The organism is Thalassobium sp. R2A62 (assembly GCF_000161835.1).
In the GTDB taxonomy this organism is placed as follows: Bacteria; Pseudomonadota; Alphaproteobacteria; order Rhodobacterales; family Rhodobacteraceae; genus Thalassobium.
The window spans coordinates 1,810,987-1,835,092 of the sequence record NZ_GG697169.2; the positions used below are offsets into that span (position 1 = coordinate 1,810,987).

The 24,106-nt window shown below is 58.6% G+C and carries 19 protein-coding genes and 1 pseudogene; 7 read left to right on the forward strand and 13 right to left on the reverse strand.

What is annotated here, in order from left to right; genetic code table 11:
* The first annotated feature begins 1 nt into the window (after position 1).
* Entirely contained in the window at positions 2–922 is a 921-nt protein-coding gene (locus TR2A62_RS09000; protein WP_040820532.1) for a tyrosine recombinase XerC, read from the forward strand.
* 47 nt (positions 923–969) lie between these two features.
* Complete coding sequence (locus tag TR2A62_RS09005) at positions 970–1,686, forward strand: phosphatidylcholine/phosphatidylserine synthase (protein WP_009158767.1); 717 nt, start codon at positions 970–972, stop codon at positions 1,684–1,686.
* On the opposite strand, the pseudogene TR2A62_RS09010 reads toward TR2A62_RS09005, so the two are convergent.
* From TR2A62_RS09010 to ileS, 3 genes and pseudogenes are all read right to left on the reverse strand, one after another.
* Positions 1,652–2,488, reverse strand: a pseudogene (locus TR2A62_RS09010) (EamA family transporter). The gene TR2A62_RS09005 and the pseudogene TR2A62_RS09010 sit on opposite strands and share 35 nt — an antisense overlap.
* A 54-nt stretch (positions 2,489–2,542) precedes the next feature.
* The gene (locus TR2A62_RS09015; protein ID WP_009160875.1) at positions 2,543–2,947 is read right to left on the reverse strand and encodes a methylated-DNA--[protein]-cysteine S-methyltransferase; all 405 of its coding nucleotides are present in this window, start codon (positions 2,945–2,947) and stop codon (positions 2,543–2,545) included.
* A 47-nt stretch (positions 2,948–2,994) separates the two neighbouring features.
* Positions 2,995–5,901, reverse strand: a complete 2,907-nt coding sequence (gene ileS, locus TR2A62_RS09020) for an isoleucine--tRNA ligase (protein ID WP_009159920.1) — start codon at positions 5,899–5,901, stop codon at positions 2,995–2,997.
* A 311-nt stretch (positions 5,902–6,212) separates the two neighbouring features.
* On the opposite strand from ileS, the gene TR2A62_RS09025 reads away from it, so the two are divergent.
* Positions 6,213–7,085 carry an NAD(P)/FAD-dependent oxidoreductase gene (locus TR2A62_RS09025; protein WP_009158318.1) on the forward strand — a complete coding sequence of 291 codons (873 nt, stop codon included), beginning with the start codon at positions 6,213–6,215 and terminating at the stop codon, positions 7,083–7,085.
* An 18-nt stretch (positions 7,086–7,103) separates the two neighbouring features.
* The gene (locus TR2A62_RS19130; RefSeq protein WP_009157324.1) at positions 7,104–7,358 is read left to right on the forward strand and encodes a hypothetical protein; all 255 of its coding nucleotides are present in this window, start codon (positions 7,104–7,106) and stop codon (positions 7,356–7,358) included.
* A 17-nt stretch (positions 7,359–7,375) separates the two neighbouring features.
* Here the strand turns inward: TR2A62_RS19130 and TR2A62_RS09030 are convergent, their stop codons facing one another.
* Together TR2A62_RS09030 and TR2A62_RS09035 are read right to left on the reverse strand one after the other, a co-directional pair.
* Positions 7,376–8,407, reverse strand: coding sequence for a YcjF family protein (locus TR2A62_RS09030; RefSeq protein WP_009160419.1), 1,032 nt, complete (start codon positions 8,405–8,407; stop codon positions 7,376–7,378).
* Complete coding sequence (locus tag TR2A62_RS09035; RefSeq protein WP_009159417.1) at positions 8,404–9,807, reverse strand: YcjX family protein; 1,404 nt, start codon at positions 9,805–9,807, stop codon at positions 8,404–8,406. Before TR2A62_RS09035 ends, TR2A62_RS09030 begins: the two co-directional genes overlap by 4 nt.
* Before the next feature lie 97 nt (positions 9,808–9,904).
* Between TR2A62_RS09035 and truA the strand changes: the two genes are divergently transcribed.
* A complete protein-coding gene (gene truA, locus TR2A62_RS09040) occupies positions 9,905–10,678 on the forward strand; it encodes a tRNA pseudouridine(38-40) synthase TruA (RefSeq protein ID WP_009160759.1) in 774 nt (257 codons plus the stop codon).
* A 28-nt stretch (positions 10,679–10,706) separates the two neighbouring features.
* Here the strand turns inward: truA and TR2A62_RS18790 are convergent, their stop codons facing one another.
* From TR2A62_RS18790 to TR2A62_RS09060, 4 genes are read right to left on the reverse strand one after another with little or no spacing between them, the layout of a single operon-like run.
* Positions 10,707–11,189 (reverse strand): DUF3726 domain-containing protein, encoded by a 483-nt coding sequence (locus TR2A62_RS18790; protein WP_009157943.1) that lies wholly within the window; start codon positions 11,187–11,189, stop codon positions 10,707–10,709.
* A gap of 8 nt (positions 11,190–11,197) precedes the next feature.
* A complete protein-coding gene (locus TR2A62_RS09050; protein ID WP_009157278.1) occupies positions 11,198–12,850 on the reverse strand; it encodes a hypothetical protein in 1,653 nt (550 codons plus the stop codon).
* On the reverse strand, positions 12,850–13,827 hold the full coding sequence (locus TR2A62_RS09055) for a membrane dipeptidase (protein WP_040820539.1): 978 nt from the start codon (positions 13,825–13,827) through the stop codon (positions 12,850–12,852). Before TR2A62_RS09055 ends, TR2A62_RS09050 begins: the two co-directional genes overlap by 1 nt.
* A 58-nt stretch (positions 13,828–13,885) precedes the next feature.
* Complete coding sequence (locus TR2A62_RS09060) at positions 13,886–14,764, reverse strand: alpha/beta fold hydrolase (protein ID WP_009159589.1); 879 nt, start codon at positions 14,762–14,764, stop codon at positions 13,886–13,888.
* A 36-nt stretch (positions 14,765–14,800) separates the two neighbouring features.
* Here TR2A62_RS09060 and TR2A62_RS09065 point away from each other — a divergent pair, with 36 nt between their 5' ends.
* On the forward strand, positions 14,801–16,753 hold the full coding sequence (locus tag TR2A62_RS09065; RefSeq protein ID WP_009160362.1) for an autotransporter assembly complex family protein: 1,953 nt from the start codon (positions 14,801–14,803) through the stop codon (positions 16,751–16,753).
* On the forward strand, positions 16,753–20,829 hold the full coding sequence (locus TR2A62_RS09070) for a translocation/assembly module TamB domain-containing protein (RefSeq protein ID WP_009158692.1): 4,077 nt from the start codon (positions 16,753–16,755) through the stop codon (positions 20,827–20,829). The genes TR2A62_RS09065 and TR2A62_RS09070 overlap by 1 nt, the downstream gene beginning before the upstream one ends.
* Here TR2A62_RS09070 and TR2A62_RS09075 read toward each other — a convergent pair.
* From TR2A62_RS09075 to TR2A62_RS09090, 4 genes are read right to left on the reverse strand one after another with little or no spacing between them, the layout of a single operon-like run.
* A complete protein-coding gene (locus tag TR2A62_RS09075; protein ID WP_009157859.1) occupies positions 20,826–21,518 on the reverse strand; it encodes an MBL fold metallo-hydrolase in 693 nt (230 codons plus the stop codon). The two genes, TR2A62_RS09070 and TR2A62_RS09075, sit on opposite strands and share 4 nt — an antisense overlap.
* 12 nt (positions 21,519–21,530) lie before the next feature.
* Positions 21,531–22,310, reverse strand: coding sequence for a LamB/YcsF family protein (locus tag TR2A62_RS09080; protein ID WP_009158044.1), 780 nt, complete (start codon positions 22,308–22,310; stop codon positions 21,531–21,533).
* Complete coding sequence (locus TR2A62_RS09085) at positions 22,307–23,317, reverse strand: biotin-dependent carboxyltransferase family protein (RefSeq protein WP_009158676.1); 1,011 nt, start codon at positions 23,315–23,317, stop codon at positions 22,307–22,309. Before TR2A62_RS09085 ends, TR2A62_RS09080 begins: the two co-directional genes overlap by 4 nt.
* Positions 23,314–24,066 carry an allophanate hydrolase subunit 1 gene (locus tag TR2A62_RS09090; protein ID WP_009160325.1) on the reverse strand — a complete coding sequence of 251 codons (753 nt, stop codon included), beginning with the start codon at positions 24,064–24,066 and terminating at the stop codon, positions 23,314–23,316. The genes TR2A62_RS09085 and TR2A62_RS09090 overlap by 4 nt, the downstream gene beginning before the upstream one ends.
* Positions 24,067–24,106 lie beyond the last annotated feature (40 nt).

A 24,106-nucleotide genomic window follows, 5' to 3' on the forward strand; every position in this document is an offset into this window, starting at 1 on the left:
GATGACCATGATCTCCCCTGCGTTGCGCGATGCGCTCGAGGGGTGGCTCGCGTCGACTGCGGCCTTGAACGGCACTTCTGAAAATACGACCAAAGCGTATCAAGCGGACGTGGCCGGATTTCTCGCCTTCATGACGGTTCACCACGGCGGGGCGCAGGGATTAGGTCCTATTTCCCAGATTTGCGTGTCTGATATGCGAGCATGGATGGCCAGCGAACGAGGCCGCGGTGTCGCGGCCAGATCGTTGGCGCGATCCTTGTCAGCCGTCAAAACCTTCTATTGCTGGTTCGCCGAACGCGAAGGGTTTGAACCCACCGCTGTTTTGTCGACCCGCGCGCCAAAATTTCAAAAGAAACTGCCACGGCCATTGGCCGAAGACGCAGCGCGCGCCATGATCGACACCGTAGAACTACAAGCCGCCGAGCCGTGGGTCGCGGCCCGCGATATGGCGGTGATGACCCTGCTCTATGGCTGTGGCTTGCGGATTTCCGAGGCATTGGGCCTGTGTGGGCGTGACGTACCCCTGCCCCAAACCCTGCGAATTCTCGGCAAGGGCGGCAAAGAACGCGTGGTGCCAGTCATCCCGCAAGCATGCGACGCGGTCGCCGCCTATTTGCGCCAGTGCCCGTACCCTGTCGAACCCGACGCACCCCTGTTTCGGGGCGTCCGAGGCGGCGCTCTCAATCCTCGTGCCATTCAAAAGGTGACCGAGGCCGCGCGCCTGCAGCTGGGCCTACCTGCAACAGCGACCCCGCATGCGATGCGCCACTCTTTCGCGACGCATCTGTTGTCTGCTGGCGGTGACCTGCGCGCGATCCAAGAACTGCTGGGGCATGCGTCCCTGTCCACGACGCAGACCTACACGGCCGTCGATACCGCGCGCCTGATGGAAGTCTACGACAGGACCCACCCCAAGGCCTAAGTCCAATTCAATTGCATGATGCATCATTATCCGGCATGAGGTCAGCTATGACAATTCGTATCAAAGCCCTGTCCGTTCACCTGTTCACTGCCACAGGTGCTGTTTTCGCAATGCTCGCCATGTTGGCCGCAGTAGATGCGAAATGGGACATGATGTTCTTATGGTTGGTTGTGGCCTTCTTTGTGGACGGCATCGACGGGCCGCTTGCCCGTAAATACGACGTCAAACGTAATGCACCAGAGTTCAACGGCGTCCTTTTGGACCTCATCATCGACTATCTGACCTACGTATTCATCCCTGCTTTTGCCCTGTTCAAGTCGGGCATCATGGATGGCTGGTCTGGATGGGTGATGATCATCATCGTGACTTTTGCGAGTGCGATGTATTTCTGTGACACCCGGATGAAGACCAAAGACAACTCGTTCTCGGGCTTTCCTGGGTGCTGGAATATGTTGGTGCTGGTGCTCTTTGCCCTGACACCACCGTGGTGGGTCTGCTTGATCGTCGTCACAATTCTGGCGATCACCATGTTCATCCCAATCAAGTTTGTGCACCCAGTGCGGACCGAACGCTGGCGCTGGCTGACGTTGCCGACCGCGCTTGCGTGGACGGGTTTTGCAGGACTGGCGGCTTGGAACGCTTTCGACATGTCGTGGATCACGCAATGGGGCCTGATCCTGAGCAGCGTCTACCTGTGCGTTGCAGGCGCTCTTCAAGAACTGATGCCGTTCACAGGCGGGTCAGAAGAACGCCCAGCACAATAAGAATAGCCGCTGCTATTTTGCCCCGGTCCATGCGTTCGCCAAAGGCGATCCAACCGATCAAAACGGCAAACAATATCGACGTCTCGCGCAGTGCAGTGACCACCGCAATCGGCGCTAGGGTCATGGCCCAAACAACAATCGCATAGGCAAAGTACGACGCCGCAGCCGCGACGAGCCCAACAGTCCACGCCCGCCTATCTGCTATCAGCACCGTGCGTCCACGCAGCGCGAGAACAGCTGGTACATAGAACACCCCCGACATCACAAAGACCCACGTCACATAGGTGATGGCGTCGCCCGAGACCCGAGCACCCAAGCCATCAACCAACGAATACCCCGCTGTGGCACACGCCGAACCCAAAGCAAACGGCAGCAGCTCGAGGCTTTCGTCGTTGCCGAAAACACCGCGCGCCATCAAGACAATGCCCGCGCCCAAAACGGCAATACCAATGTATTCCCAGCCATTGATCGCATCGGTCAAGAAGAGGACGCTAAAGATCACGACAATCATCGGCGCGGCCCCGCGCGCGATCGGGTAGACGCGGCTCAGATCGCCCTGTTCATAGGCTTAGGCCAGAAACAGTTGGTAGAGCATGTGAATAACGCCGGACGCGATCAACAATGGCCAAGCCTCAATCACCGGCAAGCCGCGAAACACTGCGACAAAGAGCCCGATACCCCCCTGTCCAACCGTCAGGATCAACATCGAGGTTTGCTTGCTCACCCCTGTTTTGATCTGCCCGTTCCAGAACGCATGTGAGAAGGCAGCACCCAAAACTGCAAGGAAAACGATCGTAGACATAGCAGCACCTTTCCAACCGTCACACAACGACAGTCAGCACCGATTGCCAAGCCCTTAGATCAAGAAAGAGGCCGCACCTTCAAGCTTGAGCAGGGCCACTTTAGCCTCGACCCCACCCGCACCAGAGAACCCACCCAAGGAATTGGCCGCTAGAACGCGGTGGCATGGGATCAGGATCGGAATGGGATTGCTGCCGCAGGTTTGCCCGATCGCTTGGGCCGGGACGCCGAGATCAGCCGCCAAATCGCTATAGGTTCGAGTTTCACCAAAGGGTATGGCACAGAGCGCGCGCCAGAATTTCAATTGAAACTCTGACCCTTCGGGCGCAAGCGGCACACTGAAGTCTTTGAGGTCGCCAGAGAAATAGGCCTCAAGCTCGTCACTTGTTTGTCCCAGAATACCGTCTTGGGCACGTGGGCCCGCATCGATCCAATCCAATGGCGTGATTGAACCGCTCACCTCGGTAACGGTGAGCGGCCCAACAATGCTATGAACCGTCGACTGGATCAGGACACCGCAGCGTTACACCGGCCACAAACACCTGCGTGGCTGTGGGTGCCGACGTCGGGCAAGATTTTCCAACACCGTTGGCATTTCTCGCCCTTGGCCATAGCAAAGCTGACAGCGATGCCCTCGACACCTTCGGCGGTAAAGGCGTCTGCAGGTGCTGCATCCGTGCTGACGGTGATCGCGCTGGTGATGCACACATCTTCGAGCGCGACAGTTTTGAGAACCTCGGCGTCTGCCTTGGACACAAATACAGTCGGTGCCGCCTCGAGCGATGCACCAATGGTTTTTGCCTCGCGGTGCGGTTCGATCGCGTTGGTGACAACACGGCGCACGCGGCGGATGGTAGCCCATTTTTCTGCCAGCGCATCGTCACGCCAATCCATAGGTGTCTCGGGGATATCCACCAAGTGAACCGAGCTGTCATCACTCGGGAAACGCTCGAGCCAGATCTCTTCCATCGTGAAGACCAGAACAGGTGCCAGCCACGTTGTCAGACGGTGATAGAGCAAGTCCATCACAGTGCGCGCGGCACGGCGGCGTTCTGTGTCGCCATCGCAATAAAACACGTCCTTGCGGATGTCGAAGTAGTAGGAGCTGAGGTCCAAAGTCAGGAAATTAAACACCGACTGAAACACGCCTTGGAAGTCATAGGCCGCGTAGCCCTGACGCACGGTTTCGTCCAGCTCGGACAAGCGGTGCAGCACCCAACGCTCGAGCTCTGGCATATCCTTTGCCTCAACGCGATCCGCCTCGGTAAAGTCGCTGAGCGTGCCAAGCATATAGCGCATCGTGTTGCGCAAACGGCGATAGCTGTCCGCCACGTTTTTCAGGATTTCCGGCCCGATCCGCAGGTCCACGGTATAGTCAGACTGCGCGACCCAAAGGCGTAGAATGTCGGCGCCATACTGTTCGACCACCTTTTCAGGGGCGATGGTATTGCCGATGGATTTGGACATCTTCATGCCCTTTTCATCCAGCGTGAAACCATGGGTCAGAACAGCGCGATAGGGTGCACGACCATTGGTGCCGCACGACTGCAACATGGACGAATGGAACCACCCGCGGTGTTGGTCTGTCCCTTCGAGATAGAGGTCAGCGATACCGTCCTCGCTGCCATCTTCGCGGTCGCGCAAAACAAAGGCGTGGGTCGAACCAGAATCAAACCAAACATCCAAGATATCAAAGACTTGGGTGTATTCGTCTGGGTTCACGATCCCGTCGAGGAACCGCTCTTTGGCGCCATCGTTGTACCACGCATCAGCGCCTTCTTCTTCGAATGCTGCGTTGATCCGGTCGTTCACATCGGTATTGCGCAGCAGGTAATCATTATCTGCCGGATGCGCACCGTTCTTGGTGAAACACGTCAACGGAACACCCCACGCGCGCTGGCGTGACAGCACCCAGTCAGGACGCGCTTCGATCATGGAATACAGGCGGTTGCGGCCTGTCTGCGGTGTCCATGTGACCAGCTCGTCGATGCTGGTCAGTGCCCGCTCGCGGATGGTCGAGCCGTATGTGTCTTGGCCATCGCCAACCGCACGGTCGATTGCCGCGAACCACTGTGGGCGGTTGAGACGGATAACCGGTGCTTTGGAGCGCCACGAATGGGCATCCGAGATCGTGATGCGCTTGCGCCCCATGAGACCACCAAGCGCGACCAACTTCTCGATCACAGCCTTGTTCGCACCGCCAGGTTTTCCGTTTGGCTTGAGGATCGCCTGACCTGCAAAGAATGGCAGGTCTGCGCGGTAGGAACTGTCATCAAGGATGTTGAACGTCATCGGCAGGCCATGCTTGACCCCGATAGCATAGTCATCGTCACCGTGGCTGGGCGCGGTGTGCACAAAGCCAGTACCAGCGTCCGCCGTGACGTGATCACCGGGCAGCATTGGGACATCAAAGTCCCACTCGCCCTCGGCACCATCGGCACCGTTCATTGGGTGGGCCAAAACCAACGTCGACAGAACGTCTGCGCCCACGTCCGAGAGACGGGTGAACATGCTTTCTTCGAGGCGGGCTGCTTCGAAGGCAGAGCCGGCCAAATCGTCAGCCATGACATAACGGTCACCAACCGACAGCCAGCATTCGTCAGGCGTGCCTGTGACTTCGTAGAGGCCATAAGAGATGTCCGGCCCAAAGCAGACCGCGCGGTTTTGCGGGATCGTCCAAGGGGTTGTCGTCCAGATCACGACTTCCGTCTTTTTCTCTGAGATATCAAAATCTTGTCCACCTGAAACGATTTGGAAACGCACCCAGATCGCATCGGTTTGACGGTCGTGGTATTCAACCTCGGCCTCGGCCAAAGCGGTCTTTTCCACAGGCGACCACATCACCGGTTTGGACCCTTGGTAGAGGGTGCCGTTCATCAGGAATTTCTGGAACTCTTCCGCGATCACACGTTCGGCGTGAAAGTTCATCGTCAGGTATGGGTTTTCCCATTTTCCTTCGATGCCCAAACGCTTGAATTCGTTGCGCTGGATGTCAACCCATCCAGCCGCAAAGTCACGGCATTCCTGACGGAATTCGTTGACTGGCACGGCGTCTTTGTCGCGGCCTTTTTGACGGTACTTTTCTTCGATCTTCCATTCGATCGGCAGACCGTGACAGTCCCAACCCGGAATGTAGCGCGCGTCGCGGCCCATCATCTGTTGGCTGCGAACAACCATGTCCTTGAGGATCTTGTTCAGTGCGTGACCGATGTGCAAATTGCCGTTCGCATAGGGAGGGCCGTCATGCAGGGTAAAGGGCGTGCGGCCCTCTTTTTCGCGCAGGCGATCATAGACGCCGATACGGGCCCAACGGGCCAGCCATTCAGGTTCACGTTTCGGCAACCCCGCCCGCATCGGAAAGTCGGTTTTGGGCAGATTTACGGTAGATTTATAGTCGGGTGTTTCGGCGCTCATGAGGGGCGTCCTTTGGTCTGTCGGAATGTCAAAAATCGCAGGTCGGTGCGAGCAGGCTCAAGCACCTTTGCGCGGCGTCTCATCAGATCAGAGCGCCGCGTTCATAATTCGAATAATCAGGCCGAATTTCTGGGTCATGAGGGCGTTATAGGCCCATGTGCATGGCCCGTCCAGAGGTGGAATTTTATGTAATTTGCGTATTTTTGTCTCTGAAATACGTTATTTGCATACCACCCTTACGGACCATTTACCCTATGGAAAGCTAGATTAATTTCGGCTTTTAAGAGCCCGAAGATGAACAAAGGTTTAAGATGTCATACCAGATAGCGATCTGCGGCGCGGGTATTGGAGGGTTGGCTGCGGCGGCATTGCTCGCCGATCAGGGGCACAAGGTCACAGTGTTTGACCAGTTGAAAACACCGGCCCCCGTCGGATCAGGTCTGGTCATTCAACCCGTTGACCAAATGGTTTTGGACGCGCTCGGTGCTGGTGATGCTGCAAGGGCCAAGGGCAACCCCGTTTGGCGGATGCTCGGGATCGAGGCGACGTCGGGGCGGCGTATGCTGGATGTGTCCTATGATGTCCAAGGCGGGCCTCGGTTCGGTCTGGCCATTCATCGCGCGAGCCTGTTCAGGGCGCTGTTGGATGCCGCGATGACGCGCGATTTGACCCTAGTTTCAGACGCACAAGTGATGGGTGTAGACGGCGGAACCGTGCGGTTGGCAAATCGGGACATGGGTCCATTTGATTTGATTGTCGATGCGATGGGCGTGAATTCTGTAATGTCGGACATGCAGGTCAGCCCTCTGCCCTATGGTGCGATCTGGGGCACCGTGGATTGGGTCGACACGGATTTGCCCCGCGGGCAATTGAGCCAGAGCTATCGCCGCGCAGACCGCATGATCGGTGTCATGCCTTGTGGCAGCTTGCCAGGTGAAACGACCGAGAAGGCCGCGATTTTCTGGTCATTGCCGAGAGATGCGCATCAGATCTGGCTGGACGCAGGATTGGACGCATGGAAAGCCGAAGCTCATGACCTGTGGCCCCGAGCGGCACCTTTCTTGGCGCAAATCAAAAAGCCGGATCAGATGACAATGGCGCGTTATGGGCATGGGACAATGCGGCGACCATTTCACGGCAAGGTCGTACACATCGGGGATGCGGCGCACCGCGTGAGCCCGTAGTTGGGCCAAGGGACGAACATGGCGTTATTGGATGCGTTGGCGCTGGCGCGAGCCGTCGAAACCAGTGATCTGAGCGATGCCAGTGCGACCTATGCGGCGGCGCGAAAATGGCACGTCAGTATTTATCAGGCGATGAGCTGGGCGTTCACCCCGCAATATCAGTCGAACAGCAGGTGGTTGCCTGTTTTGCGCGACCGCGTGTTGTTTCCAGCCTCGACCATTCCGCCGGTGCCAAAGCTGCTGACATCATTGGTGTGCGGCTCGATTATCTGACCACTGGGCAAGCTGTCTTAGCTGCTCTGATCCAAAGTTTTCGAGGTCTTAGAAAACAGGCCCGTAAGGCTGTTTTTCACAAGAGCCGTGACAGACGGACGCTTGGATGCTGCAAAAGGAACAGGGCGGCAGACGTCGATTGCAGCGACCCCGACCCGAGCTGTCAGAGCACCGTTGACAACACCCTCGCCAAAGCGGCGAGATACTTTGGACAGAACACCGCCTCCAGCAACCGATCCAATCAGATCGTCCCCGACGGCGACGGCACCGGTCGCCACGAGGTGGGTGAGCACCGTGCGTGTCAAACGCCAACTGCCGAATGTACCAGAGCGGCCGCCATATAGTTCGGCGATGCGGCGGATCATGCGCAGGTTCGCCGTGAGCGCGGTCAAGACATCGGCCAGAGCCAGCGGGACAATCGCGGTGACTGTCGCGACTTGGCGAGCCGCCGCCTCGACCTCTTTTTCAGCGGCGCGGTCGATGGGGGCCAACAGGTCCGTTTCAACGGCAGCCAAGAGCGTATCGGCATCCAGCACATCGCGGCTGTATTCAGCCAAACGGTCACGGCCCCATTTGGTGTCATCACGCCCCGAATAAAGGCGTGTCAATTGGGCTGTGACGGCGCGTGCAGCTGCAAGATCGCCATCAGCCAGCGCAGTCTTGGCACCTTCTTGGATACGGTCGATGCGTCTGAGACGTGCAAAGGCCGCGAGTTCGCGCAGGGTGGCCAAAGCCAGCACCAGAACAAGCAAAATCATCAGTGCCGAAGCGATACCCCCCAAAACCGGAGAACGCGCCAAGAGCGTCGTGATGTAATCATAAGCCGCCAAGCTGACAATGAAACCGGTCAATGCGGTCGCCAAGGTCCAGATCCAGCGTGCCAAGCGGGACCGAGGCCGTGCCGCGAGTGTCGCGACCTGCTGCATCGCAGTGCTTCGGGTTGGAACCAGATCGGGCACAGGTGCCGCAGTGGCTGGCGTCTCGGCCGCGGCTGCTGATTTGGGTGTGTCGTCTAGATCAATCAGAACGGGGCCCTTTGCGGATGTCATAGGAGGTCTCCAATCAAGAATTGCGCCGCTTTGTCGAGACGGATGTGGGGCGGGCCTTCGCCCGGTTTCAGGTCGATCTTGGCTGGTGCAAAGGTCATGACCTCGTAATCCGCATCAAGCCACGTCTCGGCCCCCGCGCGCGCAGGGCCCAACAGCTTGGATGGGTCTGTGGGCAAGGCACCCGGATAGAACGCCGCCCGTTTTCCGTTGGTGAGTGTCCCGCGCACGAGATCCAGCGTTTCGCCGTTATGCTCGCGGGTCTCTTCGGTCGTAGCACGTAGCGCCGCAATCGCCATGGCACCCGTTTTGGCACCAGCGAAATCAGCACGGTCGCGGGCATCACGAGCGAGCCCCTCAATGATCGCAGTCAACTGGGGGTGCTGGGCGTGGTGCAAATGATCGGCCTTGGTCGCGGCAAAGAGGATGCGTTCAACGCGTTTGCCCCTGAACAGGCTGGTGAGAAAGGCGTTTTTGCCCAGGCGAAACGCCGACAGGATATCAGCCATAGCGCTGCGCAAATCCTCGACCGCGGGCGGACCAGCGTGAATCGCACCCAACGCATCAACCAGCACGATCTGCCGATCGATTTTAGCAAAGTGATCGCGAAAGAACGGTTTGACGATGTTGCGTTTATAGCTATCATAGCGCCGCTCAAATTCGCGGTAGAGCGACCGGCGCGGGCTGTCACCCGCCGGCAGAGGCGCAAAGGTCAGAACCGGAGAGCCCGCAAGATCACCGGGCAACAAGAACCGACCCGGTGTGCAATCAGAAAAGCCATCAGCGCGTGCAGTGTTCAGATACCCTGTAAAGGCTTCGGCCAGACGTTGGGCCGTCGGTTCGCTTAGGTTCTGGCTCGCATCAGTTGCGGCAAGGATCGTTTTGAAATGTTCGGCCTGTGCGCGGATGTCGAGCCGCGCGAGGGTTTCGGCCGACCACGTGGCAAAATCTTTGTCCAACAGGCTGAGATCAAGAAGCCACTCACCGGGGTAGTCGACGATATCCAAATGTACCGTGCGCAGCCCTTGGAAACCGGCCAAGAGACCGCTGGGTTGGACCCGCAAGGACAACCGCAATTCCGAAATCGTGCGCGTACCCGCAGGCCAATCCGGCGTGTCCGAGGTCAATTCGGCAAGATGGTTCTCAAAATCAAAGCGCGGCAGTGTGTCATCAGGCTGCGGTTGCAGATAGGCGGCTGTGATCCGAGGCGTGGCAATCAGGCCCGGCATGCGGGCGCGGTCCATCAGGTTAGCAACAAGGCTGGTGATAAACACGGTTTTGCCTGCGCGCGACAGGCCCGTGACCCCAAGACGGATCACTGGATCGGAAATCGGTGAGGTAAGTGTCGAGGTCACGCTGTCGATGCCGCGCGTGATGCCGTCTGCCAATGTGCCTATGACCAAAATTGGTCCTTTCGCGTTGTGTTGCACACAAGATAGGCGGGCGCGGGCGGCTTGTGTAGGTCTTGAATTTGGTCGCAGGGGGGAATACGCCGCGTCTATGCCCAGATATGCGTTGAAAATTGAATATGATGGTGCGCCGTTTGCCGGATGGCAGCGGCAAAAGGACCAGCCTTCGGTTCAGGGGGCGATTGAGGCAGCACTGGCCAAGTTAGAGCCGCGCGCCCATACGATTGCCGCCGCCGGCCGCACGGATGCGGGTGTGCACGGGTTGGCGCAGGTTGCGCATTGCGACCTAGAGCGGGGTTGGCAGGCGTTTCGCCTGTCAGAGGCGCTGAATTACCATCTCAAGCCAGCGCCTGTCGCAATTGTCGATTGCGCGATTGTAGAGGGTGATTGGCACGCGCGTTTTTCGGCGGTGGAGCGGCGATATTTGTTCCGACTGGTCGCGCGCCGTGCGTCGATGACCCATTTGCGCGGGCGGGTTTGGCATGTGCAGAACCCGCTGGACGTCGCCGCGATGCAAGCGGCGGCTGCGCATTTGGTTGGCCTACATGATTTCACGACGTTCCGGTCAAGCATTTGCCAATCGGCATCGCCCGTAAAGACTTTGGACCGTTTGGACATCTCGGAGCACGAGACCAACGCGGGTGTCGAGTACCGTTTTGACGTGCGAGCCCGGTCATTTTTGCACAATCAGGTCCGCAGCTTTGTCGGAACGCTAGAACGGGTTGGTGCGGGATCATGGGATCCTGACCGCGTGCGGGTTGCGTTAGAGGCCTGTGAGCGGTCCACCTGTGGGCCCGTGTCGCCACCTCAAGGATTGTATCTAGCTGGTGTCGGGTATCCAAACGATCCGTTCGAGGCCAAGTGACCTGTTTGTGGTCTATGGCGCGAGCCTCTTAGTCGTTGTCGGTTAAACCAGCGCCCGCACCTGCAAGGCGCGATGCCTCGGTTGCGGGGACATAGGTTTTGGCCGCCAACGTCGACAAGGCCGCCCAAAGCGTATCATCGATATCAACAGGACCACGTGGGCGCGGGGATGCGGGCTGTGCCGTATCGACAAGCGTGGCGTCCGCACCAGACCAAGTGATCGAGACATTCAGGCCAGATCGCGCGGCATGGGTCACAAGCGCGTCCCAAACAAGCGGGCATTTCGGCGCTTTGACGACCGCCGACCCCAGCCCCGCCGTTACACGGTCAATCGCACAGGGCGCTGCGTAGGCGCAGCCAACTTGCGCCCGATTGAGGGCCGTCAGCAATTGGGTCAGACCCATCTCGACCGCCGTGAGATCGGCAGTTGCAGCAGCGAGGTCTTCGGCATGGCCCAACGGCAAACCCGCGCCACGCGCAGCCTTAAGCACAAGCCCCGACACTTCGCTCATCGAGCGAATCATCCGGCGAAGGTGGGCAGCCACCAGTCATCAGCATCATCGAGTTCATCGGGGAGCGGTGCGCCCTGAGCCAATGTGATCCGTGTCCAGCGGTCTGACTTGGGATCAAACTTTGACGCGCCAAAGAACGAAAGCTTGCAGCGCAACATGTCAATCGGCAGGCAATCAGACGCGATCATATTGTCGCGAATTTCCGAATAAGGATGCCGCGCCAGCGTCTGGATACGGCGAGCGGCAAAGCGGTGTTCTGGGTGGTCTGCCAGAAACGCCCCGAGAGGGCCGGTTTGACCATCAAGTGCGGTGTGCAAAGCTTGGAACCGGCGACCAATGTCGAGCGGGCTTTCGAGTTCGCTGCCGTCTTCGGCGTGGCGGTTGCCGAGGCGCGGTTCCAGTTTCTCTTCGGAGACGTACCAGAATTGGCCGCAGCCCGTGTCGCACGCATAGTCGGTATCCAGAGCCCATTGCGCATGGTTTTCCAGATCAGCCCTGATCGCGGCACAGTCTGCGCGTGGATCAAGCACGGGGGTGAACGGCGTCGACATGCAGTCGCACAGCCCGTCGACCAGATCCCCAAAGGGCTCAAGGCACATAGAGACAACAAGCTCTTGGGTATCTACGGACCACTGTTCGGTCGCGACGAGCAAACGGTCAAGCGGAGTCTGGGATGTCATAAAATCTGGGGTCATCATTGCGACCACGGCGGGCCATTCGGCGCGAAGCGTGTCGATCCGAGACTGTGCAATTTCGTCGGGCACCTGCCATTCGGCGAGATGCTGGGCGACACGTTCACACAGGCCGTAGAGCTCTTCTATTTTGTCAGTGCTGAGAGTTTCAAGCGCACGAACGCGGGCGATCGCAGTCTCACGGACCTGCATCCATGCATCCAGCAGCATCGGATGCGACACCAAGAAGGGCGCCATGCCAAGGCCCGTGGAATTGCCGATACCGAGATGGCGTTTAAGGTCGCGGTCAAGCGTCCCCTGCCCGACATGTTCGACCAGATCATGGGTAAAGTTGCGGATCATCCACACCGTCAACATCTCGACTGCGAACGGACCAGAGAGCCCCTCGCGGCCCGCGATCCGGCTGCGGTCGGCAATGCCAAATTTCCCGTTTCCGTAGACGGCAGTCGTGCGCATCAGATAACCGGTTTTGCCAATCAGATCGCGATCAGGCTGTTCACCTGCGCGCAAGGCCTGAGCCACATGATCAAAGAGGCGAACAGACTTGTTGGCGCGGCTTAGAACCAGTTCGGTCGGGGCAAAGCGACCCGCCTCTTGGAGCGGGGCCTGCGACACAACGCGTGCAATGTCCGCGTCAGTTGGAATGCCGTCAAACAGGCAATAGGCGCTGTCCCATGCTTCGGCGATGACGCGGTCGGTGCGCATTGATGGATCAAGGTTGTTGGAGACAGCAATCAGCGAATACGTATGACCGCCAAGATCAATGGAGTAGACCGCGTGGCCGTAGCCGTTGGCGCAAATGTCCCAGACGGGGCGGGTCAGCTTTGCACCATCAGATGAGAGTTTCCGCATGAGGCTGCGCAAGAAAGACAACCGCGTTGGGAACATGGCCCCCATTCGGCGCAGTCGCATCACTGTGGACGCAGGGCGCAGTGGTTTTTGGTCAGGTATGGTGTCGTGATCCAGCATCAAACAGGTCCAAAATTGTCATCATAAAAGCGAAGCCAGTTGTTCCCCATGATACCATTGATGTCGTCCGCCGAGAGATTTGTTTTCTCAAGCCCAGAGCGGATCTGGCCAAAGTCGCGGTTGTCGTTGAACCACGTCGGCATCGGTGGGAACCCCGCATTGTCAGCAGAGCCTTCGCCATAGTCGATTTCTTTGCTCCACCGACCAACGCGCATCCATTCAACGACGCTGTCGGGGTGATCTTGGCAGAGATCCGTTCCAATGCCGAGGTGTTGTGCACCATAGCGATCAGCAGCTTCGGCGACCATAGCACAAAAGCTATCAATCGTGCAGGCAGGTCCATCCTTTAGGTGATGCGGATACACCGAAAAGCCCAGCATGCCGCCACGTTTGGTCAGCGCGGTCAAAACCTCATCTGATTTGTTACGGCGTGCGGGGTGCCACCACGCGGGGTTCGCATGGGTAATCGCAATCGGGCGGGACGAGTGGTCAATCGCCTCGAGCGTGGAGCGATCTGCAGAGTGGCTCATGTCGACCACGAGACCAACACGGTTCATTTCGGTCACGACCTGTTTGCCCATTCGGGTCAGACCTGTGTCGTCATCCTCGTAGCAACCCGTCGCAAGCAGCGATTGGTTGTTGTAAGTCAGCTGCATAAAGCGTGCGCCCAGTGTGTGGCAGATTTCGACCAAACCGATGTCATCTTCGATTGGGCTGGGGTTCTGGAAACCAAAGAAAATCGCGGTGCGGCCCGTTTCGCGGGCCAGCCGGACATCAGCACCCGTGCGGCCCATGAAAATCAGATCTGGGAACTGTTCGAAGTAGCGGTTCCAACGTTCGACCTGAAGAACCATTTCACGAAACGTCTCGTGATAGGCGATTGTGACGTGGACGGCGTCGACGCCCCCTTGACGCATCTGGCGAAAAATCTTTTCCGACCAGTTAGCGTACTGCAAATTGTCGATCAAACATTCCATGCCCACAGCATATGTCAGAGCCTGTGCGACCTGCTAGATCAAAAAGACAGAGTCCTCTTCATTTCCGACACGCATCAAAAAAATAGCGAAACTCTGCCAGAACCAGATCGGGGCGTTCTTCGGCAATGTAGTGGCCCGTGGGAACCGCATGGCCCGTCACCGTTTCTGCGCGCAAACGCCATAGAGCCAGCGCATCAAAGCAACGTTCGATGATCCCTTTTTGCCCCCACAGCACGTGCAACGGGCAGGTAAGCTTGGCATCCCCGTCGGCGTTGTCGTGGTCAATATCTAGGGTGGCGGCTGCGCGGTAATCTTCGCACGCGGCATGGATCGTGTCGGGCGTCCAGCAGGCAGAATAGTCCGCCATCGCGTCATCGGAAAAATGGCTGTGTCCCGCGCCCCATGATGATGTTTTGTGGTTCAGGTAGGCCTGTGGATCAGCCGCAATCATCGTTTCGGGAAACGGGTGCGGTTGGATCAGAAAAAACCAGTGCCAATACGCGCGCGCGAATTCGTCGTCTGTCGAGGCGTACATTTCACGTGTTGGCGCAATGTCCAGCAGGCACATCCGCCGCACGGCGTCAGGATAGTCCATGCCCAAACGGTGGGCGACGCGCGCGCCGCGATCATGGGCGCCGACATCAAACTGATCAAAGCCAAACTGCGCCATAAGCGTCACCATATCCGCCGCCATTGCACGTTTCGAATAGGGGCTGTGGGTAGCATCCGTCACAGGTTTGGATGATCGGCCATATCCGCGCAAATCAGGCGCGATAACAGTGAAATCACGGGCCAGATCAGGTGCCACCTTGTGCCACATCGCGTGGGTTTGCGGATACCCGTGCAACAGCAGCAACGGAGGGCCATCGCCCCCGCGCACCCCATGCAGCGTAATTTCGCCCAAGGCGATATCAAACGTGTCAAACCCTTCAAACATGGAGTAATTTCTGGAGGGTTTTCAGGGGTAAGTCGAGTGCTGCATTTTTTTTCGAAAATTTGCCAATCCAAAGCAGATGTGAACGGTTCATGTCTTGTAGGTCTTGGGTTGTCCCTGCATGGGCAGATCAAACCTTTGGGCGGTCCAACACTAGGCCGGAATTTCGCCAACAGGGATAAAAACTGGGCTGATCGAAAGGCCGTCGTGGCACATCATTTTATCAAAAGCGTCGCACTTGGGCTGGGGCTGATCGTGCTGGCGCAAACGGCAGTCGGGCAATCGATCCTTTTGGATGTGGGTGATGCCAGTGATGATTTGCGCAGCGATATTCGCGCCGCATCACTGCTCTATGTTCTAAAGGACGACGATGCGTCAGATGCATCACCGCAGGATTTTGTTGCCGCCGCACAGGCAGATTATGCACGGGTGGTCGCGACACTATACGCCAATGGATATTACAGCAGCACAGTGTCGATCATGGTGAATGGCCGCGAGGCGGCTGGGTTGTCCCCGTTCGAGCGGTTGAGTACTGTGCCAGATGTGGTAATTACAATCGATCGCGGGCGGCGTTTCCAATTCGGGCGGGCCGACGTGACACCTGTGAAGGACGCAACCGTTGTTCCCGAAACCTTTGCCACGGGCGAGACGGCCAAGGTGGGATCGGTGCGCGATGCGGCCAGTGCCGTGGTCGATGGCTGGCGGGATGCGGGCCACGCTAAGGCCCAAGTATCGGGCCAGCAGATCACCGCACAACATGCCGAGGCCAAGCTAGACGTCGCAATCGAAATCGACCCCGGTCCACGCCTGCGATTTGGTGAGCTGGGTGTCGAGGGCAACGTCGACGTCCGGACCGAACGCGTCCGGCGGATTGCGGGTCTGCCGGAGGGCGAGACCTTTAGTCCGGTTGAAATTGACCGCGCTACCAACAGGCTGCGCCGCACTGGTGCGTTTAAATCTGTTGCTGTGATCGAAGGCGACGGAATTGGCAGCGACGGCACCCAGCCGGTGACGGTTCAGGTGGTGGAACAAACGCCACGGCGCTTTGGCTTTGGCGGCGAAATCTCGTCGCTCGAAGGCCTGACGCTATCGGGATTTTGGATGCGCCGCAATTTCCGCGGCGGCGCAGAGCGCCTAAGACTTGAGGCCGAGATCGCAGGCATCGGCGGTGACACGGGTGGGACAGATACCACGCTAACCGCGACGTACCGCAGACCCGCACATTTTGGCACGAACACTGACCTGAATGTGCTGGCCCAATTCCAAGAGCTAAACGAGCCAAATTTCTATTCGCGCGGCGTCACCCTAGAGTTTTTGGGCACTCGGATCGTCACAGAAAATCTGACGGCTAAGGGTGGCATCGGGTATATTGCCAGCGTCGACCGTGATGCCAACGGCGAGAGCCGTTTCCAGTTCTTGACGCTACCCTTTAATCTGACGTGGGACCGGCGGGATGGCCCGTTAAACCCACGCGATGGGTTTTATCTGGGGTCAAATTTGATGCCGTTCATTGGCGTTGCAGGATCCCAGCACGGGATGCGGGTTGAGCTGGACGGTCGCGCCTACCGCGCCGTTGGGGACAAAACTGTTTTGGCGTTTCGCGGCCAGTTCGGATCGGTCATTGGTCCTGAAATCAGCGAAGCACCCGTAGATTTTCTGTTCTATTCTGGCGGCGGCGGTACGGTGCGCGGACATAGCTATCAATCGTTGGGTGTTGTGAACGGCACCAACACCACAGGTGGGCGCAGCTATGTCGGCGCCTCGCTTGAGGCGCGTTACGAGATTAGCGACAGCTTTGGTTTGGTGGGGTTTTATGACTACGGCATGATCGGCGAGGACAGCTTCCCCGATGGGGATGACAGCCATGCAGGCGCAGGTCTGGGCATCCGCTACAACACATCACTGGGGCCAATCCGGTTTGATGTGGCGACCCCTGTCAGCGGCAACGGCGACGGCGTCCAGTTCTACGTCGGCATCGGGCAGGCGTTTTGATGCGGGCCCTGATCCTATGTTGTGCGTTGCTGGCCCCTGCCCCGCTGTTGGCCCAAGACAACGCTGCAGAAGAGCGGGATATTGATTTTCTAACAGGCCTGATCGAGGACAATCTGTCGGACGCGGGCCGCGTGGTTCGTGTCGACGGCTTTAATGGCGCGCTAAGTTCTATCGCAACTGTGACCCGACTAAGCATCGCTGACGATGCGGGCGAATGGTTGGTTCTCGAAGATGTGACGCTGAATTGGAATCGCTCTGCGCTGCTGGGCGGGCGGGTCGAAGTAACCGAGCTAAGCGCGGCACTGATCCAGCTGTTGCGTGCTCCGACGTCAGACGCGGTCGATGTGCCTCGTGCCGAGGCCGTGCCCTTTGCGTTGCCCGATCTGCCTGTTGCGATCAACATCGAAAGCCTGCGCGCCGACCGGATCGAGATCGGTCCGACCCTATTGGGCGAGCCTATGACCGCCACGCTAGAGGGGCGGATCGCGCTGGAAGGCGGCGAAGGTTCGACAGTGATCCGCGCCGAACGTGTCGATGACAAACGCGGGCTGTTCGCAATCGAAGGGCTCTATAACAACGAAAGCGGCTTCCTCGCCTTGGACTTGGATGCCAGCGAAGGTCAAGGTGGGATCGCCGCACGGATGATCGGGCTGCCCGATCAACCTGCCCTGCGGTTGCGAATCGTGGGTGAAGGCCCGCTCAGTGACTATGACGCCGACATCGCGTTGGGATCTGATGGCCTTGAACGTGTCACCGGCACCGTCGCATTGCGATCTGTCGAGACAGGTACATCACAGGTCGCCGTTGATCTGGGCGGCGATGTCACACGGTTCTTTGCACCAGAATATCGCCCCTTCTTTGGTGACGACGTACGGCTGGGTCTTTTGGGACAGCAGCTGCCGGATGGGGTTCTGCTGCTCGATGATTTCACGCTGCGCACGCGCGCCGTGGATTTGCGCGGTCAGGGTCGGCTGTCGGCCGAAGGATGGCCGCAAGATTTCGCGTTGGTCGGGCAAATTGCCGAACCCAACGGCGGGGCCGTGACATTGCCTGTCGCGGGCAATCCAATGAGCGTGCAATCCGTCGATCTGGATGTCCAATTTAATGCGGGCCGCGATGAAGGTTGGACCGGCGCGTTCGAGATCAAAGGGTTTGACCGACTGGGGATCATGATCGACCGGATCGCGCTGAACGGCAGCGGGACGATCACCCAAGGTGACGGTGGTGCTATCGGGCGCGTGACAGCCGAGGCACAGTATTTCGCAAGCGGCATTGCAATGGCCGATGTGGCAATGGCACAGATGATTGGGCCAACCGTTGCCGGTGATATTGATGTTGTCACCGTCGAAGGTGAAGGCACCAGAATCGAGCGCCTGACATTGGCAGCAAGCGGGTTGAGCGCCGAAGGTCGCGCGTTGATCGGGACAGTGACCCAAGGCGAGCCGATCAACCTAGATCTAACGGCGCAGGTCGCTGAACTGGCCCGACTGTCGAAACTGACTGGGCTGGAATTGAACGGTGCTGCAGACCTGAAAGTCGTAGGAGACATCACGCCGCTCGACGGTGGGTTTGACTTAAAAACCACCGGTACAACGCGGGATTTGACACTGGGGATCGCGCAGCTGGATCCATTGCTCGCGGGACGCGGCGTGGTTGTGGTCGACGCCACGCGAGACACAGCCAGCACACGTATCGAAACCTTGCGGGTCGCCACATCTGGCATCACGGCCCAAGGCACCGCGACGTTGACCAGCGACGGCAGCACCGCGCAATTTGACGGGCGCGTGTCTGACACATCATTGATTGATGCACGGCTGATTGGGCCACTGTCGGTTCAGGGCAACGTCGATGTTGATGCGGCAAGCGCCATCGACGCGAATATCACCGCCCAAGGTCCGGGCGGGCTAGACGCCGTGGTGAGTGGTCGCGTTGGCCCCAGCGACCAAGGGCAACCGACCACCGCAAGCGCAACGCTGATGGTCGACAACCTAGGCGTATTCTCTGGCATTGCAGGTCGCGACATTGGAGGCGCGGCGCGCATCGAGACGCAGATCACCGGCACGTTAGAAGACCGAGCACTGCGTGCGACCGTCACTGGAACGACCGAAACGCTAGTCATTGGCAGCGCCGAAATTGACCCCATCCTGCGCGGCGCAGGAAGCATTTTGGCCACGATAGAGCATAGCGCATCCGGTGCGATCACGATCCAAGACCTGATCGCTGTGACGCCCGCCGTCGGCGTGACGGCCCAAGCGCGCGTGGCAGGCGACACTGCGCAATCCTACGATGTAGACGTAACAATCAACGCCAAAGATTTGCGCGCCTTTGCCAGAATGGCCGGACAAAACACAAGTGGTGCTGCGGTGATGGATGTCACCGCAACCGGCGAATTGCGTGATCTGACAACAAACGCAGATGTTGATCTGCGCACAACATCGGTCGGCATTGGCGTTCCACAAGTCGACCAATTGTTGCGTGGTGCAGGACGCGTCACGGCGCGGATACAGCGAAATGCCAGTGGTCGGTTGCTCCTGTCCAATTTGGATGCAGCGACCCCGAACCTAAGTCTGACGTCCAATGCACGGATCGTAGGTGCAGATGTATCGGCCACCTACGAGGCGCGGTTGCGCGACATCGGAGTGTTCACGGACGAAATCAGTGGTGCAGTTACCGCCTCTGGAACCGCTGCGACACGCAACGGCACACTGATCATCAATGCAACGGCGGACGGCCCACAAGGCAACAATGCAGCGGTGCGCGGCCAAGTGTTTGAGGACGGACGGCTGGCTATGAGCGCAACCGGCACGGCCCCTCTCGCCATCGCCAATCGCGCTATCGAGCCTCGCCGCATTTCCGGCACTGCAAATTTTGATATCGGGGTGAATGGTGCGGCTGAACTGGGATCAGTTTCTGGGCAGATCACGACGACCGACGCACGTATTGCCGCGCCGACATTGGGCAATGCGATTGAGAATTTGGACGCAACGATCACGCTTAATTCTGGACGGGCTCAGGTGGCGATGGATGGCACGGTCGCGAAAGGCGGGCGCGTCAATGTAGGCGGCCCTGTCGCCCTGAGTGCGCCCTATGATGCAAACCTGACAGTCACGCTCCAAGACCTGTTGCTGCGCGATCCGGCTCTCTATGAGACCCGCGCCAATGCCGATTTGCAGCTGCGAGGACCCATCACGAATGGCGGTGTTCTGGCCGGGTTGATCACGCTAGGACAGGTCGATGTGCAAATCCCAACCAGCGGGTTTGGCGGCATTGGCGAATTGCCACAGATCACCCATGTCGGGGCATCGACGGCCTTAAAAACGACCCAGGATCGGGCAGGTCTGGGGACTGTTGAGACAGATCAAGGTGCCGGATCGGCGGGTCGGCCGCTGGGGCTGGATTTGACGATCTCTGCCCCAAGCCGGATTTTCATTAGAGGGCGTGGTTTGGATGCTGAACTGGGCGGTCAATTGCGGGTGGGCGGCACGACCGACCAAGTGGTCCCACAAGGGCAGTTCAGTCTGGTTCGTGGGCGGTTCACAATCTTGGGCCAGCGTTTTGATCTGACAGAGGGGTCAGCCACGCTGGAGGGCGATTTCAATGCCTTTTTGCGGCTTGTGGCCGAAACCGAACGTGATGAATTGACCATTGGCGTGATCCTAGAAGGACCGGCTGGCGCGCCCGAGATCACATTTACCTCGTCCCCCGAATTGCCAGAGGACGAAGTGTTGGCCCAACTGTTGTTCGGTCGAGCGCTCGACAAAATCTCGCCTTTGCAAGCGATCCAATTGGCTGGCGCGGTATCAACCTTGGCCGGACGTGGCGGCGGGGTCGCGGGCACATTGCGCGACAGTTTCGGGTTGGATGATTTTGACGTCACGACCGATGAAGATGGCAACGCCGCAATGCGCGCCGGCGCCTATATTTCAGAGAACGTTTATACAGATATCACGGTCGGATCGGACGGCAACACCGAGATCAACCTGAACCTAGACATATCGTCATCTCTGACGGCCAAGGGCACGTTGGGATCGGATGGCAACACCAGTTTGGGACTATTTTTCGAAAAAGATTACTAGTCGCCGTTCGCGCGGGCGTAATCGAGCACAAGAATGCGGGTGCTGTCTGGCAAGCTGCCTGCGGTGACAACCGCCTCACATCCAAGCGCAAAATCAATCTGATCATCGTCGTAGAGATCGAGAAAAGTCTCGACCCAGAACTGACTGCGCGGTTTGTACGTCAGCGTGCGAAAGTGCATCGGGATGATCAAGCGCGGGCGCGCATGCTCGATGATGCGTTGCAGGTCCGGCAGGCTGGTGGTCGGGTGTCCACCCGTCAACGCAAAGAGCACATCGGTGCCCTCGAAGAACGCGATTTGGGCATCGGTGACATCATTGCCCATGTCGCCCATATGCGCACAGGTCACCCCATCAAGCGTAAATTTCGACATGCCCGATTTGCCCGGAACGTCATGATCCGGATGGTCATCGCATTCAGCGGCCTCAACAGCCGTAATGGTAACGCCAGCCGCGATAACTGGGCCGCCGGATTTCGCAACCTCGAGACCGTTCACGACCTCGGGCGAGCCAGAAATCAGATCGGACCGGCAATGGGCGGTGTCATCATCCGAGCTGCGGATCACCAAATCTGCGGGGTCCATGATCGGCGCATAGCCGACAACATCCGGCGTATAGGGATCGGTGATAATTGTTGGCCCCGTATCAGGGAGCAGACGAAAAGCCGCCTGACCATACCATTTGATTTTCATGTTCTTCAGGTCCTATGCGGGGATTGGCGCGCCATCAAAAGCGGCCACCGTTATACCGGCAGCTATCAGCCCAGCGCGTGTCGCGCGGGCCAGTTCCACAGCACTGGCGGTGTCGCCATGCAGACAAATTGTCTCAATCGACGTTGGAATATGTTTGCCAGACGCTGTGATGATCGCACCTGCGCGGACCATTTCAACAATCCGGTCAGTGACCTCTGCGGGGTCATGCAACACCGCGCCAGGTTCGCTGCGGTCCACAAGGGTTGCATCGTCATTGTAGGCGCGGTCGGCAAAAATTTCGCCTGCCCAACGGCATCCAAGGTCGCGCGCGACAGTTTCCATAACGGTTCCAGCGAGGCCCATGATGATGACATCAGGATCGATCGAAAGAGCCGCCTCGAACAGGCCACGGGCCATATCGTGATCTTCGCAGGCCATATTGCTCATCGCGCCGTGCAGTTTGAAATGACGCACCGCCCCGCCAGCGGCACGCGCCATCGCTTGGGCTGCGCCAAACTGATAGCGGACGGCATTTTGCAAATGGGCCAAGGGCAAATCGAGACGTCTGCGCCCGAACCCCTGTAGGTCGGCAAACCCCGGGTGTGCGCCAATCCCGACGCCTTGTTCAACGGCCGTGCGCATAGTCTTGGCCATCACATCCGGATCGCCGGCATGAAAGCCGCACGCGATGTTGGCCGAGGTCACAACATCGAGCAGCGCGGTGTCGTCGCCCATGGTCCAAGGTCCGAACCCTTCACCCATGTCTGAATTAAGATCGACCGAGATGCTCATTTGCTTCGCTTTCCTGAAATGACGCCGTCGATCAATTGGTACGACAACAGATCGGGGATGTCATGGGGGTCGCGCACAAGTGGACGAAGGGTGCCGGCCAGATGGGCAAGCTCGCGCGCGGTGCGGCGTTCAATCTCGGTCGCCTCTGTGAGGGCGATAAACTGAATCGTCAGGGGCGCGCCCACGGGTGCTTGGGCCGCGCGGGGCAAATCGCTAGGGATGATCGTCCCAATGCGAGGATAACCGCCCGTCGTCTGACATTCGGGCATCAGAATATAGGGCGTGCCGTCGCCCGTCATTTGAATATCACCAGGCACGATGATTTCGGACAGGACATTCAATTGGTCAGCCGCCGTGAAAGGTGCGCCATCATAGTCCAGGCGCAAACCCATTCGGTTTGCACGCGGATCGCGGCGAAATGCTGTCGCCTGAAAGCGAGACAAATCAGAGGGTGAAAACCGGTTGGTTTGTATGCTGTGCACCGCGCGAAGTGCCCCACCCGCAAGGCGTGGTTCAGGTGTCAGGGTTTGCATCGTGTCGTCGTGGGGGTCATCGCCAATGGGCAACCTGTCGCCTGTTTGGATCGCGACCCCAAGTCCGGCCCGCAAATGCGCCCCACGTGCGCCCAGAATTTCCGGAACGTCGAACCCACCGCCAACGTTTAGATAGCCATAGGTCCCTGCGGTCGCCCCTTGGATATTCAAGATATCGCCAGTTTCGACTGGGATGCTGACATTGGGCGGGATTGGCCGACAATTCTGCGTGGCGCGCATCTGGGCACCCGTCAGCGCAATCCTCATTGGACCAGTTGCCTCGAATGTCGCACCAAAGCCCGGCATTTCAAGTGCCGCGCATTCTGGCGTGTGACCCAACAGCGCGGCCCCTTCATGCAGCGCACGCATGTCAGCGGCACCGCCACGCGAAACGCCTTGGCCCAAAAGACCGACGCGACCAAAGTCCTGAATGCTGACGTCTGCACCAGTTGATCGAACGAGCAGCGCTGTCATGGTGTCGATACGGCGCGTGCGCCGCCGTTGCTATTTGGGTCGGCGCGCATCGCCTCTAGCTGGTCACGAGGGACAAGATCAAAGATCACTGTATCGCCAGCCCGTAGGGAAAACGGCTCGGGCGCGTTGGGTTGAAACAGCCTAACGGCGGTCAGCCCAATCTGGCGCCACCCCGTAGGCGCGGGACTGTGGAACACGGTGATCTGGCGGATCGCGGCGACAACCGCACCTGCTGGAACAGCACCAGTCAGGGCCGTCTGGCGCGGGATGTTCCAGTCTGGTGGAAGCTCGCCCAAATAGGGTTGCCCCGGTGCAAAACCCAGAGTCAGAACCCGGAGTTCAGTTGTGGCAATCATCTCGCGGGCCTGCGCATCTGAAAGATTGGCCAAGGCGCAGGCTTCTTCCCATTGAGGGCCCGCGTCGCCATCGATCGTCATTGGGATCGTCCAACGTTTGCGGCCATCAGGTTGCGGCTGTGAGGTCCAGTCTTGCCTCCCAAGGAGCGTTTCCAGTTCGACCTGTACGGTCGCAAAATCGGTTTCAGTTACGTCGAAGCCCACGAAGACCGATGTCAGCGTGTTCGAGGCTTCCATCAAACCCATGATATTGGACGTCTCGACCGCCCGTTGAAACGCAATCGCCGAGCGGTTGACCGGTTCGGACAAACTGTCAGAAAAGGTGACCAAAGCGCCCGCTACGCCGACAGACGCGATGCGGGGAAACGTCGAGGTATATGAAGGCTGCGACATCAAAAAATTGCTTTGCTTGGCGGGGACGGGTCACCGCAAT

Bases quoted from the DNA above. Each gene is read 5' to 3' on its own strand.
- TR2A62_RS09005 (WP_009158767.1), top strand. From the start codon at position 970: ATGACAATTCGTATCAAAGCCCTGTCCGTTCACCTGTTCACTGCCACA.
- TR2A62_RS09030 (WP_009160419.1), bottom strand. From the start codon at position 8,407: ATGACATCCGCAAAGGGCCCCGTTCTGATTGATCTAGACGACACACCC.
- TR2A62_RS09060 (WP_009159589.1), bottom strand. From the start codon at position 14,764: ATGTTTGAAGGGTTTGACACGTTTGATATCGCCTTGGGCGAAATTACG.
- TR2A62_RS09080 (WP_009158044.1), bottom strand. From the start codon at position 22,310: ATGAGCATCTCGGTCGATCTTAATTCAGACATGGGTGAAGGGTTCGGA.
- ileS (WP_009159920.1), bottom strand. From the start codon at position 5,901: ATGAGCGCCGAAACACCCGACTATAAATCTACCGTAAATCTGCCCAAA.
- TR2A62_RS09075 (WP_009157859.1), bottom strand. From the start codon at position 21,518: ATGAAAATCAAATGGTATGGTCAGGCGGCTTTTCGTCTGCTCCCTGAT.
- TR2A62_RS18790 (WP_009157943.1), bottom strand. From the start codon at position 11,189: ATGAGCGAAGTGTCGGGGCTTGTGCTTAAGGCTGCGCGTGGCGCGGGT.
- TR2A62_RS09025 (WP_009158318.1), top strand. From the start codon at position 6,213: ATGTCATACCAGATAGCGATCTGCGGCGCGGGTATTGGAGGGTTGGCT.
- TR2A62_RS09000 (WP_040820532.1), top strand. From the start codon at position 2: ATGACCATGATCTCCCCTGCGTTGCGCGATGCGCTCGAGGGGTGGCTC.
- TR2A62_RS09050 (WP_009157278.1), bottom strand. From the start codon at position 12,850: ATGCTGGATCACGACACCATACCTGACCAAAAACCACTGCGCCCTGCG.
- truA (WP_009160759.1), top strand. From the start codon at position 9,905: ATGCCCAGATATGCGTTGAAAATTGAATATGATGGTGCGCCGTTTGCC.
- TR2A62_RS09070 (WP_009158692.1), top strand. From the start codon at position 16,753: ATGCGGGCCCTGATCCTATGTTGTGCGTTGCTGGCCCCTGCCCCGCTG.
- TR2A62_RS09085 (WP_009158676.1), bottom strand. From the start codon at position 23,317: ATGACAGCGCTGCTCGTTCGATCAACTGGTGCAGACGTCAGCATTCAG.
- TR2A62_RS09055 (WP_040820539.1), bottom strand. From the start codon at position 13,827: ATGGAATGTTTGATCGACAATTTGCAGTACGCTAACTGGTCGGAAAAG.
- TR2A62_RS09090 (WP_009160325.1), bottom strand. From the start codon at position 24,066: ATGTCGCAGCCTTCATATACCTCGACGTTTCCCCGCATCGCGTCTGTC.
- TR2A62_RS19130 (WP_009157324.1), top strand. From the start codon at position 7,104: ATGGCGTTATTGGATGCGTTGGCGCTGGCGCGAGCCGTCGAAACCAGT.